This window comes from Tropicimonas sp. S265A, from assembly GCF_049800835.1.
In the GTDB taxonomy this organism is placed as follows: Bacteria; Pseudomonadota; Alphaproteobacteria; order Rhodobacterales; family Rhodobacteraceae; genus Dinoroseobacter.
In genome coordinates this window covers 171906-184623 of sequence record NZ_JBNAFU010000002.1, presented here as the reverse complement: position 1 = coordinate 184623, position 12718 = coordinate 171906, and the positions used below count along the sequence as shown (strand labels likewise).

The following is a 12718-nucleotide window of genomic DNA, read 5'->3' as shown; positions in this document are numbered from 1 at the left end:
CCAACAAGGAAGAAAAACACATGAACTCCGTCCCCGATGCCGCCGATATGACTGCCTATGTCTTCACCCCGCCCGCGCAGGCGACCCTGTCGATACATGGCACGGCAGAACGATTCCCGGTGCACCGCGTCTATTGCGTGGGCCGCAACTATGCCGCCCATGCCGTCGAGATGGGGCATGATCCCGACAAGGAACCGCCGTTCTTCTTTCAGAAGAACCCTGACAACCTGGTGCCCGACGCAACCGAGTTCCCCTACCCCAAGGCCAGCGAGGACGTGCATCACGAGATCGAACTGCTTGTCGCGCTGAAATCGGGCGGCGAGGATATCGCCGTCGAAGACGCACTGGACTGCGTGTTCGGCTATGGCGTCTCGCTCGACATGACGCGGCGCGACCTGCAAGGGCAGATGAAGAAAATGGGGCGCCCGTGGGAAATCGGCAAGGCGTTCGAGATGTCTGCGCCTGCCGGCCCGATCATGCCCGTCTCGGCGGTCGGACACCCCGATGCCGGGGATATCTGGCTGAAGATCAATGACGAGCTGCGCCAGTCGGGCGATCTGAACCAGATGATCTGGAAGACGCCGGAAATGATCTCGATCCTGTCGACGCTGTTTACCCTGCAGCCCGGCGACGTGATCCTGACCGGAACCCCCTCCGGCGTGGGTCCGGTGCACAAGGGCGACCGCATGCATGGCCATGTGGCCGGTGTTGGCGACCTGAGGCTCACGGTGACCTGAACGGGCACCTGAACAAGCCCGCTTGTCCTGAAACGCGGGGGCTAAGGTAACCAAAGCGCCGCAGGCTTCCGGCCGCGGCGCTTTTGCTTGCCGGATCAGCACCGGTCTTGCGCCCCGGTTGCAGCCTCACCGTCAAGCGGCCTCTTGCAGATGGCGCCTGCGCGATTACGTCAGGACGCCATAGGCAAAGGACGCCAGCCATGCACATTGATCGCCTGTTCCTGCCGTTCACATTGCCGAACGGAACTACGCTGCGAAACCGGATCGTGAAGTCGGCCATGTCAGACTCTCTGGGGGATGGCGTGGGCAACCCGACCGAGGTGCAGATGCGGCTCTATGAGCGATGGGCGAAAGGCGGGGTCGGCGCCGCCATAGTCGGAGAGGTACAGGGCGACCCGCGCTATCCCGAGAAACCCGGTAATTTGCTGCTGACGGATGGGTCCGATCATCCCGCGTTTCGTCACCTGGCGCGGCGCGGAGCGGTGACTGGATCACACCTCTGGCTGCAACTGGGCCATGCAGGTGCATTGACGCCGCAAGCCATTGGCCCTGCCGCGGGCCCCAGCGCGCTTGACGTGCCAGGGCTGAAAACCCGCGCCCTGACCCGTGCAGAGATACAGGCCCTGCCGGACCAGATTGCGGGTACCGCACGTCTGGCAGAGCAGTTGGGGTTTTCAGGCGTGCAGGTTCACGCAGCGCATGGATTTTTGCTGAGCCAGTTCCTCTCCCCGCTCTTCAACCGCCGGGACGACCCCTATGGTGGTCCGATCGCCAACAGGATGCGCCTGCTGCTGGAGGTTGTGGCCGCGGCCCGGTCTGCGGTGTCGCCCACGTTCACGGTGGCCCTGAAACTCAATGCCAGTGACCTGCTTGACGGAGGGTTCAGTCCCGACGATGCGTTGGCGGTCGTGCGCGATCTGAACGGATCAGGGCTCGACCTGATCGATATCAGCGGCGGCACCTATTTTCCCGGCGCCCCTGCCGCGTCGGACCGGCAGACATCGGGCCCCTATTTTCTGGATTTCGCCCGAGCCGCGCGACGGGTGACCGATATCCCCCTGATGGCCACGGGTGGCTTCAAAAAGCAGGCGGAGGCGGACACCGCGCTGGCGGAGGGCAACATCGATCTGGTCGGGTTGGCACGGGCGCTGGTCTTGGCGCCGGACCTGCCAAAGCGCTGGAGCGCGAAACAAAATGATGTCGTGTTCCCAAGGTTTGAAGAAACGACACCCGGCGGTGTCACCGCCTGGTACACGATGCGCCTGACCGCGATTGGTGAGGATCGCGAGGACCGGTATCACCTTGGGCTGGCGGAGGCACTTGCGGCGTACGACGCGCGCGATGCACAGCGCGCACCGCTCTGGCGCAGCGCGCATTTGTGATCCCGACATGTGCACCGGGCGCGGGCACCCCTCGGACAGAGCGGTGCCCGGTCCGGGTTACGGAAGATCCACTGCGTCGGGCATCACGGCCTCAAGCGCCGCCGGTGCGAAATTGCCAAGCATGTCCTCAAGCGAGACCGGATCGCCCTTCACGACACCCTGGGCAAGGATCCAGTCTGCTTCGGCCACCAGCAACTCGGCCAACCCGGTATCAAGGCTCAACCCGATGTCGACATCCTGCCACATCGTGCCGAGATCCTCTGGCGACATGGCCCCGCTCATGGACGCGCTGACCGCTGCCATCGCAGCCCCGGGGTCAGCCTTCACATCCGCGTCGGCCTTGGCGAGCGCACCCATGAACGCCTCCAGAACGTCAGCGCGTTCATTGATCATCTCGGGCGAGGCGGACAGGATGTAGTGGACCTGATACCCGGGCACCCGCAACTCGCCATAATCGTCACCAAGGGTTGTGCGCGCCGCGCTGTAGAAGCTGGGGAACGGGACGATTGCGTCGACATCGCCGCGCGCCACGGCAGGCACCAGATCGGGCGGTGAGGCGCTGACCAGTTCCGCTTCGACCCCCGCATCGGTCAGGATCTTGTCGAGGTAGAAATTCACGTTCGTGCCCAGCGTGGTACCGATTTTCTTGCCGGCAAGATCCGCCGGGCTGGCAACGGCCCCGCTCGACGTATTGACGATCACACGCGAACCGGTGAAGCGCGCCAGATCGGCCACAACCCCGAAATCCTGCCCGGTCAATGCACCAACAGCGGCCGGAAACTCCGCCATGAACGTGATATCGACCTGTCCGCCCAGCATCGCCTCGAACCCCTCGCGCCCGGTGCGGAAGGCAACGAAGTTGATGTCGAGCCCGGCCTCTTCGAAGTACCCGTTCTTGATCGCGATATCGACCTGCGGGGTCTGGGGGTTCGGGGTCCAGGCGAAGGTCAGTTCTTCGGTCAGCGCCGCACCGGGCAAGCTGATCAGGGCCGCGAGGGCCAATGGCTTGAGGTATGTCATGGCAGTCTCCAATCGGTGGTTCAGGTGGCAATCAGGTCGTCTTCCGGCCGCAGCAGGCCGAGAATTTCTTCGCGAATTTCCAGAAGCTCCGGTCCCGAGCGGCTGAAGGCGCGGGGGCGTTGTTGCGTCAGGGCGTAGTGGCGGATCATCCGCCCCGGGGCCTGGCTCATCACGCGCACGTCGTCGGCCAGCAAAAGCGCCTCGTCGACGTCATGGGTAACGAAAAGAACCGTTGCGCGATGCTTTTGCCATACGCCCATGAGCAGGCTGTGCATCGACACCCGCGTCTGCGCATCCAGCGCGCCAAACGGCTCGTCCATGAGCAGAACCTTGGGGCCAACAACGAAGGTGCGCGCAATCGCGACCCGTTGTTTCATCCCGCCCGAAAGTTGTTGCGGAAATTTATCCGCGTGAGCGCTCAACCCGACCTCTTCGAGGGCCGCGCGGGCGCGGCCGATTTCCTCGGCCTTCGGCAAGCCCATCTGCTTGAGGCCGAAGCGCACATTGCCGAGCGCTGTGAACCACGGAAAAAGCGCGTATTGCTGAAAGATCACGCCGACATCATTGGACGGCCCGGTGATCGGCGCACCATCCAGCGACAACCGGCCTTCGGAGGGTGCCACGAAACCGGCGATGGCGTTCATCAAGGTGGACTTGCCGCATCCCGACGGGCCGATCAGGGCCGTGAACGTCCCCGGTTCCAGGGTCAGGCTGGTTCGATCCAGGGCAGTCGTTTCCGCCTGTTTGCTGGGAAACCGGATCACGACATCATCAATGCCCACGCGACCGACATTCGGTTGATCGGTCATCAGCCCTGCTCCCAATGTACGAGTCTCTGGCCGATCCGATGCACGACGTAATCCACCGTCGCCCCCAGTATCCCGAGGATGATCAGAAGCGAGAACATGCGATCGGTGCGGATGTACTGCCGCGCCTCCTGCAACCGGAACCCCAGACCCGACGACGCCCCGGACAGTTCGGCGGCAATCAGGCTCAGGAAGGCCAGCGCAACGCCCAGCCGAATGCCTGCAAAGATGTGCGGGGCCGCAGCCGGAATGATCACGGTCACGAACTCGCGCAGCTTGGACGCCCCCAGTGACCGCGCGGCGCGCAAGTACGTTTCCGGAACATACTGCATGCCGTGATGGGTGTTGAACCAGACGGTCAGAAACACCGTGTAGGACACGACGAAATACTTCGACCCCTCACCTATGCCGAACCAGACAATGGCCACGGGCACCAGCGCGATCGCGGGAATGGGTCTGAGCAGGTTCAGAAACGGGTTCAGCAGGGTCCGCACCAGCACCACGCGTCCGGTCATCAGCCCCAGCAGAACGCCAAGGGACGCGCCGATAGAAAACCCGATGGCTGCCCGCGACAGGGAGACTCGCAAGTCGTTCGGCAGGGTGCCGTTCTGCCACATTTCCACGGTGGCGAACCACACCGACCAGGGGGAGGGAAAGATCGTTTCGGGCACAACCTTCAGCAGCGAGACGGTTGTCCAGATCGCCAGCACAAATCCGAAAGAGATCAATGGCGCGCCGCCCTCGGCCAAGGCGCTCAGCGGGCTGCGCCACATCGCCGGGCGGGACTTTGCGGTGGCGGGATCGGTCACAGCCATGGGAGTTGCTCCGCCTTGTAGCGATGCGCGCGAAAACAACTGTTGGTGGCCCCAGTGATGAATTCGTTCAGCGGGCTGGGATACTCGGCAAAATCCGGAATGACGTACTCCCAGACGAGCTTGCAGTCAGGTGTGACCTCGAACAGGCGCCCGAACGCGCTTTCACAGATCAGCGTGTTGCCGTTCCAGAGCCGTTCTGCACTGCCCATGAACGGCGAGAAGAACGAGATCGGCGTCGGGTCCGTATATGCCCAGGTGGTTTCCATCGTCCTGGGGTCGAACTCCAGCGCACGAGAGAACGAGTTGGACATGCCGGGGCGCAGGTTGCCATTGTCAAAACACAGGACCGTGCCCCCCTCCATCTCGATCGGGGTATGTTGCTGCGCGACGATGTCCGGGCCTGCATGCCAGACGATGTTGCCTGTCGCCTTCTCCACCGCGATCACGCCCGACGTCGTGCGCAAGCTCATCAGGACCAGCCCGTCGCGGGTCTGCGACACACCGTTGATCATCGGCCAGTGGCGCCGGTCGAAATTCGGATGGACGGGCAAAGCGGAGGGGTCGATATGGTCCCAGATGCGCCATTCCCAGACCACGTCACCCGCGCGGTTCACTTCACGCACGATGTCCGATTGCACGATGCCATCCGCGCCATCCTTGGCCGGATCGCCGCCGGTGATGCGCTTCGCCTTGTCGGCGGGCAACTCGGCCGCAACGGTGTAGAGCAGGTTGCCGTTTGGCAGCCACTGCGCATCGTGATGGTGGTAGATATCTTCGTGCTGCCAGACGATCTCGCCAGTCGGCGTAACCTCGTAGAAATCGCCCCCATGCCAGAGATCCCACGCCGGATAGAGCGCGGCAGACGTCGCGTGGCTGCCATTGTATCCAAGGTTGCCGTTGGCAAGGATCACCGCATCACGCCCGGGACGCACCGGCAAGGTCCACTGGTGCGCGGTTTGTCCCTCGATGGTGATCAGATCAACAACGCCGCCGCCGGTTTGCCGGGCAAACAGGGTGTATCCCCCGGCAGACCCGCGCGGGTCATGCGCAGTCAGGCCGAGGCGGCGTCGGCACAAGGTGATCTGTTGCGGCAGGTCGTGCTGTCCGTCTGGCATGGCGGGTATCTCCCGAGCATTGCGTTAAAACGTTTTAATATGACGTAGCAGTTGCCGAAGGTCCGGTAAAACGTTTTAACGGTTACAGTTGCATGCTCTGGCCGCGCCCGCCTGAAAATTGGACAGGACCACTCGTTTCGATGATTTCGAAGGCAGATTGCTGATGACTGACCTCCCCCTGCCGCCCGGAAAGCGCGCCACCGTCATCGATGTCGCGCAGGCGGCCGGCGTGTCGCCCGGCACTGTGTCGAACGCGATCAGCGGGAAACGCCACGTGGACGAGACGACGCGCAAGCGCATCGAAGCCGCGATTCGAGCGTTGGATTACCGGCCCAACCATGCGGCGCGGCGGATGCGAACCGGCCAGACCAACACAATTGCGATCTTCTCATCCATGCCGACCGCCGTGGCCGCGGGGCCGTCGAAACTGGGCTTCCTGATGGAAATTGCGGCCTCGGCCGCGGTCGCGGCACTGGCGCGCAACACTGCGCTGATCCTTGTCCCGCCGATCGAAACCCCGACTGAAACGTTCAGAACACTGGCAATGGACGGCGCGATCGTGGTGGAACCCGAGGCGGACGACCCGGTACTGGCGTTGTTGGACCGTGTCGGTGTTCCGACAGTCTGCATCGGAAAGCCTGCCGGTGTGGAGACCGCCTATGTCGACCTTGACTACGCCCTGATGGCGCGCACGCTGATCGATCATCTTCTGGCGACCGGCGCGCGCGCATTTCCCCTGATCGTTGGTGCCAGCACCCGCCCCAGCAACCTTGTCTTCAAGGAGGTGTATCACGAAAGAGCGGCGCGGATCGGGATGCAGGCAACCGTCGTCGAGGTGCCCGAAGACCGGGCCGAGGACGGGGCGGCGGAGGCGGTGTCCGGTCTGATCGAACAGGCGCAGAGCTTCGACGCGGTGCTTGTGCCCACGGACGCGATGGCCACCGGCGTCATGCGCGCCCTGCGCCTGAACGGACTGGCGGTGCCCGGGCAGGTGCGCGTCGTAACGCGCTATGACGGAGTTCGCGCGCGCACCGAAACGCCGCCGTTGACCGCGATGAATTTGCAACTCGACACGGTTGCGACCCTTGCGACACAGAAACTGGCCGAGATTATCGAAGACCGGTCAAACGACTTGCCCGTGACCGTGCCCGCCCCGACCCTCGTCGTGCGCGGCTCAAGCCATATTCCATAAGGCGCGGCTGACCGACCGGTGGGGTTATTGGCCCTCGGCCTCGGCGTTCAACAACCGCCGCGCGGCATCGGCGACATCAAGATCGGGATCGAACGCTCCTGTCTCCAGAAAGGTCACGGCCTGCGCGATGACCTGTAAGTCGTTCATCATGTAGGTGTGCGTTGCCGGCAGCGTGATATGGTCGGTCATCCCTGCCACCCGTGTGCTGGCGACGGAGACCTTGCCGTCATCCTCGCCGGGAATGAGTTGTGAAAAGAAAGGGTTCAACGTCGTGTTCCCCGCGATCACCCCGACATCGAACCCCACCGGTCCAAGCGACGCGGGCACGGCGTTGGGCCCGGTGCCCAATTGACGACCTGCGGGGCCATTTATCCAGTCGAACAGGGTCAGATCGGACAACACATCGACGAGTTCCGAGCCATGGTTTGGCGGGCCGAGCATCACCACACGCGCAATCGGCGGCAGAAACCCTTCGTCTTCGGCCACGCGCATCAGGATACCGCCCATGGAATGGGTGATCACATGGGCCGGGCCCGGGCCACACGCGGCGAGGGCAGCGGGCACGACCATCCGTGCAAGGGGACGCACCTCCGCCTCGGTCGACGGGTACTCCGGCGCGACCGTACGGTACCCCTGGCGCCGCAGCACGACCTCCATCACCGTGAAGGACGCATCCGTCCGCGCAAGACCGTGCAGCAGAACGATACAATCCGGCGCCGGATCCGACGCGGCAGCGGGGCTGGCCATGAGACCCGCGATCAGGGCAAGGGCAAATCGGTGCATGGGTGCGATCCTAGGGCGTTCTTATCCGCGATGGTAGCGCTTGCACCCTGTGCAGGGCTGCGGCACGGTCCCCCCATGCCGATGAGCCGTCCCATCGCCCCCCGCCTTGCCGTTCGGGCTGTCATTCTGAAGGACGACCGCCTGCTGCTGGTCAATGCATGGGGCGGCGTCAAAAGCGACTTGTGGACTGCGCCCGGTGGCGGTGTGGAAAGGGGCGCGTCCCTGCCCGACAACCTCAAGCGCGAAGTGCACGAGGAAACCGGACTGGGCATCGCGGTTGGGCCGCCCTGTCTCGTAAACGAGTTTCACGACCCAAACGGCAGCTTTCACCAAGTGGACATCTATTTTCGCGCCGAGATCATCACGGGCGCGCTGGACGCGGACTGGCGGGATCCCGAAGGCGTCGTGACAGAACGGAAGTTCTTCAGCCGGGCGGACCTCGCAGGGATCAGGCTCAAGCCGGATGGGCTGGCGCAGGTGGCGTGGGACACTGCGGTCTACTACGACCCCCTTGAGCCGATTGTGCGCTGAGGCCAGCGGGGCGTCGGGAGCAAGGCGCAGATCTACGGTGCCGAAGCGCCTGACAGGCCATACTCCGCCAGAAGGAGGTCGAAAACGCTTCCCTTTTTGGGCGGCTCCTCCGACAAGGCTTTCTGATGCACGTGGAGCCCGATGATCTTCGGATTTCCCACAAGTTCCTGCGCGTATTCCGGTTCGAAAAAATGAAAACTGGAGCCGGGCAGATAATAGAACTCCTCCATCGGGCGCGCCTCGCCGTAACGGTTCTGCTTCTTCAGAATCCGTGTGATCGCTTCGTTTCCATACACCGTGATCCCGAGATCGGTGGCGCGGAATGGCTTGCCGCGCAGCTTGTACACAAGCGGTTTCAGCCGCGCCCGCTTGAAGCCCAGCCAATGCGGCCACAGGTCCGGCGTGTCAAAAATCTTCAAGAAGTCGGTGACGCAAGGATCATCAGGCGGGAAATAAAGCGCCGAGACACCAATGGTGTTGGGTTTGTCGAAAGCGAAGTAAGCCGTGTCCGGGGCGGGCGAAAAGTCCCGGAAAAGCACGACATCGGTGTCCATCCAGAACCCCAGACCGCGCTGTTGGAGCATGATCCGAAAGATATCCGAATAGCTGAGCCGTTCCTGTCGCGGGCTCAGATGGGTCAGCACGAGCGGTGCAAGATCATCCATGAGCGATAGCGGCAAGACCTTGCCTGCGCTTTTGATGGCAACGCCGTCCGGGATCCCCGAAGGAGGTGCACCGGGGTCCGCCACGTAAAGGTCAACGCCTTCGCCGTGCCGCAACCACGATTTCAACGCCAGTCGGGTAAGCCGCGGAATCTGCGGACCGATCCAGAGAGAAGCTATGCGCATTGCCGTGTCCTGCAGCCGAACGTGTCGCGCGAGCGCTATGCCACGGGCAGAGCAGCCTCGCAATGCGGCTTGTCGGTGATGTTTCTTCGCAAGTCCCCCAGAGCCGCATGCACAGGTGCGGGCTTCGGGATTAAGGCTCTTTTAACCACGCCTCGGTGAGTGTGCAGGGACACTCATGTTCCTTACCCACGGAGACACCGGATGTTCCTCGTCAAAGCCGCGGCTGTCGCTGCTGCCCTTTTCACCCTGTCCGCAACGGCCCGGTCCGCAACGGTGGATGCGTTCAACATGTCCCTGTTTTCGTTCGACATACGAAGTTCAGGGGACCTTGTGGTTGAGCAAACCGCGTTCAGTTGCAGCTTCGATCCGATCTGTCAGGACGCGGCAGGCACCCTTGCACCGGGGGCGACATTGCGGATTTCCTTTGGCCTGACCCCGGGAGGAGACGAATTAGGCACGCGGGATTTCGTGAACCTGCGGACGGTCGCCATCAACAACGCGTCCGGCAATGTGGCCACTTCCCCAGCCGTACACCTGCCCGCAGCGGCGGACACGGTGTTCGCCGCATTCGGATTTGTCGACGACGTATACACTGTCAACGAGTTCAGCATCCGCACGCAGGCGGGCGGATTTTCCGGCACACCGGTTGCGGCATCGCAAGCCGTGCCGCTTGTGGTCATGCCACTGTCAGCCTCGGGCATCTTGCTGCTGATCGGGTTGGGCGCGTTCGGGGTACTGGGACGCCGGGCAAGGCGGAAATCGCGTCAGCCCACCTGACGCCCGCGCCCGAGCGACACGGTCACGCCCGCAACGACCAATGCGGCAGACAGCACCATCGTCACCGTCAACGTCTCTGACAAGATCAGGACACCACCGAGCGCCGCAATCACGGGCACGCTGAGTTGGGCGACCGCCGCCCGGCTCGCCCCAAGGCCGGGCAGCACGGCATACCACAGCGCGTAACCACCGCCGGAGGTCAACGCACCGCAAACGATTGCCAGCACGACCCCCTGAAAACTGGCCGGATTCTGATCGGGCAGGGCCAACAGCGCAACCACCATCACCGGAAGGCACAGCGCGAAGGCCAGCGCCGTGTCGATCAACGGCGCGGTGCTGCCCCGGCCAATCAGCGAATACACGCCCCAACCAATCGCGGCGCTGACCATGAGGACAGCCCCGGCAAGCCCGCCGACGCTGCCGCTGGCGTCGGGTCTGAGCAAGATTACAAGACCGCCCAGAGCAATGAGCGCACCAACCCAGCGCCGAGGCGGCACAGGTTCCCGCAGAACGAGCGCGCCTGCGAACATCGTCACCTGCACCGCGCCGAACAGCAACAGTGCCCCGAACCCCGCATCAAGGCTCAGATACGCATAGGAGAAGCCGAGCATGTACACGCTCAGCGCCGCTGCGCTGCGCAGATTGCGGGCGTCCGGGCGTGGTACGCGCCCTTGCAGCGCCACAAGCGCCAGCAGCACGCCCGCCCCCGCCGCAACCCGTATCGTGGCAAAAGTCGCAGGCCCGATCGCGTTCTCCACGAGGGCGGCCCGGTTCAGGAGCGAGTTGGCAGCGAAGGCGATCAGTGTCAGCCCGAGCAACACGGCGCGATAAGGGGCGCTCATACGGCCTCCATCAGACGTTCGGCGAAGACCCCCGCCGCGTAGCTGACCCTGCCACCGACAAACGTTGCGCCGACGTCATGGGTTTGCGCGTCCAGAACAACAAGGTCTGCCCGTTGACCCGCGTGCAAGCCCCCCCTGTCGCAGAGCCCCAGGATCTTGGCCGGATTGGCAGACACGAGGGACCACGCCGTTGATCTGGGGAAACCTTCGCGGACCAACCGGAACACAGCCTGCCGGACAGACGGATAGTGATAATCTGAAACCAGCGCGTCACAGACACCGGTTGTCACCATGTCCTGCGCGCGCAGGTTGTCCTTGTGACTACCGCCGCGCATCACGTTGGGAGCCCCCAGAATGACTGCATCGCCTGCGTCATGCGCAGCGCGGGCGGCGGCTTCGGTCTCGGGAAACTCCGCAATCCGGACACCCATCGCACGCAGGGTCGCGCGGCGCTCGGGCGTTGGATCATCGTGGGAGCCGAGCCGAACACCCCGCGCGCGCAGCCGGGCACACAGGCCGGGCAAGGCCGCCTCGACGTGCGGCTGAGCGCGGTGCAACTGTTGCAAGAGCGCCAGATGCGCCTCGGGCGAGCGACCGGATTTCAAAGCCTGCCCTGTCAGACGCGGAGGGCGCTTGCCTGCCGCCAAAGCCCGATGCGGAAGGTGATCGTTCAGGACGACGTAGTCGATACCCGCCTCTGCTACAAAAGCCTCCGCCGCCGCGAACCCGTCTTCGGTATGGGTTTCAAGGCGCAATTGCAGGATCATCCGGGTTTTCAGCCTTGCCCCGTGGATCTGCAGGGCCTCCGCCAGGGCGCGCGCAAAAGCCGGGCCGCGCATCCCGCCCTCCCAACTCCAGAACTGGGCGAGTACGGCGGTGGTGATGCCGTTGGCCGCCAGTTCCGCATCGACGGCGCGCAGCCCTTCGCCCAGATCGGCGACGGCTCCGCGCCGTGGCGCAAGATGTCGTTCGAACCCGTCACCGTGCAGATCGACGATTCCGGGCAGGACCATGAACCCGTCACAATCGACCCGCCGCATGCCACTGGCAGGCGCACACAGCCGACCGTCTTGCATGGCCAGTGGCGGCGCATCGGCTCCGAACGGAGCGGCGTTGTCAAAAAGCAGATCAGGCACCTGCACCTCATGGCTGACCCGCCTGCGCCGGGCAAGCCCTGCCCTTCACAAATAGCGAAAGGCGCGGGGGTAGATCACCTCATGGGTGCTGCCGGACACATCCGGGCCAATCGGGAAAAGCATGAAGTTGTCGGCCGGGTAAGGGGTCTTGAGATTGCGCGCGGCAGCCAGCGAGAATCCGAAGCGCCGATAGAACTGCGGGTCGCCCAGAACCACAATTCCGGGAACATGCTGCTGGCGCAACTGGTCGAGCCCATACTGCACCAGCGCGGACCCGATCCCGGTCTCGCGCCGGTCCCACCGCACTGAAACCGGAGACAGCGCCGCCCAGCCTTCAGGCGCTTCGAGGTTGGAAAACGCGATATGACCAACCAATGCATCGCCGTCCACTGCCACGGCCTCCAACGTCAGAACGCCCTGGCTACGCAGGTCCTGAACGAGCCGTCCCTCGGACGGTCCTTCGAAGTTCGTGTTGAGCAGGATAGAGATCGCCAGGTGGTCCCGTGCGGTCGCTTGCCTGATTGAATAGGATACCATGAAACACACACCCCGGATGTGCCGCAACGATGGCCGAAGCATTGCGCAAGCGTAAAGAGCTTTTCGCGGATGTTACCGCTAAAGGTAACAGTTTTTCTCAGGTCCCGGCGCGCTCATCTTGATCGTGATCACGTCGCGCTGGCCACCAGGGCACCGGAGTTGTGGTTTGCATGCTTGCCCGGGTCGCGAGGACGGGT

At 63.6% G+C, this 12718-nt stretch carries 14 protein-coding genes; 5 read left to right on the top strand and 9 right to left on the bottom strand.

The window, feature by feature from the left end; all coding sequences use genetic code 11:
* Window positions 1-47 precede the first annotated feature (47 nt).
* Together ACP15N_RS08485 and ACP15N_RS08480 are read left to right on the top strand one after the other, a co-directional pair.
* Entirely contained in the window at window positions 48-737 is a 690-nt protein-coding gene (locus ACP15N_RS08485) for a fumarylacetoacetate hydrolase family protein (RefSeq protein ID WP_425092114.1), read from the top strand.
* 200 nt (window positions 738-937) lie between these two features.
* Window positions 938-2119 (top strand): oxidoreductase, encoded by a 1182-nt coding sequence (locus tag ACP15N_RS08480; RefSeq protein WP_425091804.1) that lies wholly within the window; start codon window positions 938-940, stop codon window positions 2117-2119.
* A 57-nt stretch (window positions 2120-2176) separates the two neighbouring features.
* Here the strand turns inward: ACP15N_RS08480 and ACP15N_RS08475 are convergent, their stop codons facing one another.
* Genes ACP15N_RS08475 through ACP15N_RS08460 form a run of 4 tightly spaced genes read right to left on the bottom strand, consistent with a single transcriptional unit; the run spans window position 2177 to window position 5875 of the window.
* Window positions 2177-3139 (bottom strand): ABC transporter substrate-binding protein, encoded by a 963-nt coding sequence (locus ACP15N_RS08475; protein ID WP_425091803.1) that lies wholly within the window; start codon window positions 3137-3139, stop codon window positions 2177-2179.
* 20 nt (window positions 3140-3159) lie between these two features.
* A complete protein-coding gene (locus ACP15N_RS08470) occupies window positions 3160-3948 on the bottom strand; it encodes an ABC transporter ATP-binding protein (protein WP_425091802.1) in 789 nt (262 codons plus the stop codon).
* Window positions 3948-4760, bottom strand: coding sequence for an ABC transporter permease (locus ACP15N_RS08465; protein ID WP_425091801.1), 813 nt, complete (start codon window positions 4758-4760; stop codon window positions 3948-3950). The genes ACP15N_RS08470 and ACP15N_RS08465 overlap by 1 nt, the downstream gene beginning before the upstream one ends.
* A complete protein-coding gene (locus ACP15N_RS08460; RefSeq protein WP_425091800.1) occupies window positions 4751-5875 on the bottom strand; it encodes an aryl-sulfate sulfotransferase in 1125 nt (374 codons plus the stop codon). Before ACP15N_RS08460 ends, ACP15N_RS08465 begins: the two co-directional genes overlap by 10 nt.
* A 163-nt stretch (window positions 5876-6038) precedes the next feature.
* On the opposite strand from ACP15N_RS08460, the gene ACP15N_RS08455 reads away from it, so the two are divergent.
* Window positions 6039-7067 (top strand): substrate-binding domain-containing protein, encoded by a 1029-nt coding sequence (locus ACP15N_RS08455; RefSeq protein WP_425091799.1) that lies wholly within the window; start codon window positions 6039-6041, stop codon window positions 7065-7067.
* Window positions 7068-7091: 24 nt separating this feature from the next.
* Here ACP15N_RS08455 and ACP15N_RS08450 read toward each other — a convergent pair whose 3' ends face one another.
* Window positions 7092-7850, bottom strand: a complete 759-nt coding sequence (locus ACP15N_RS08450) for an esterase/lipase family protein (protein WP_425091798.1) — start codon at window positions 7848-7850, stop codon at window positions 7092-7094.
* An 81-nt stretch (window positions 7851-7931) separates the two neighbouring features.
* Here ACP15N_RS08450 and ACP15N_RS08445 point away from each other — a divergent pair, with 81 nt between their 5' ends.
* On the top strand, window positions 7932-8381 hold the full coding sequence (locus ACP15N_RS08445; RefSeq protein ID WP_425092113.1) for an NUDIX domain-containing protein: 450 nt from the start codon (window positions 7932-7934) through the stop codon (window positions 8379-8381).
* Between the two features lie 32 nt (window positions 8382-8413).
* Here the strand turns inward: ACP15N_RS08445 and ACP15N_RS08440 are convergent, their stop codons facing one another.
* The gene (locus ACP15N_RS08440; protein ID WP_425091797.1) at window positions 8414-9229 is read right to left on the bottom strand and encodes a hypothetical protein; all 816 of its coding nucleotides are present in this window, start codon (window positions 9227-9229) and stop codon (window positions 8414-8416) included.
* A 201-nt stretch (window positions 9230-9430) separates the two neighbouring features.
* On the opposite strand from ACP15N_RS08440, the gene ACP15N_RS08435 reads away from it, so the two are divergent.
* The gene (locus tag ACP15N_RS08435) at window positions 9431-10006 is read left to right on the top strand and encodes a hypothetical protein (RefSeq protein ID WP_425091796.1); all 576 of its coding nucleotides are present in this window, start codon (window positions 9431-9433) and stop codon (window positions 10004-10006) included.
* Here ACP15N_RS08435 and ACP15N_RS08430 read toward each other — a convergent pair.
* From ACP15N_RS08430 to ACP15N_RS08420, 3 genes are read right to left on the bottom strand one after another with little or no spacing between them, the layout of a single operon-like run.
* Window positions 9994-10848 (bottom strand): DMT family transporter, encoded by an 855-nt coding sequence (locus ACP15N_RS08430; RefSeq protein WP_425091795.1) that lies wholly within the window; start codon window positions 10846-10848, stop codon window positions 9994-9996. The two genes, ACP15N_RS08435 and ACP15N_RS08430, sit on opposite strands and share 13 nt — an antisense overlap.
* Window positions 10845-11984: an alpha-D-ribose 1-methylphosphonate 5-triphosphate diphosphatase gene (locus ACP15N_RS08425; protein ID WP_425091794.1), complete on the bottom strand. Its 1140-nt coding sequence runs from the start codon at window positions 11982-11984 to the stop codon at window positions 10845-10847. The genes ACP15N_RS08430 and ACP15N_RS08425 overlap by 4 nt, the downstream gene beginning before the upstream one ends.
* A 45-nt stretch (window positions 11985-12029) precedes the next feature.
* Complete coding sequence (locus tag ACP15N_RS08420; RefSeq protein ID WP_425091793.1) at window positions 12030-12521, bottom strand: GNAT family N-acetyltransferase; 492 nt, start codon at window positions 12519-12521, stop codon at window positions 12030-12032.
* Between the last annotated feature and the right edge of the window lie 197 nt (window positions 12522-12718).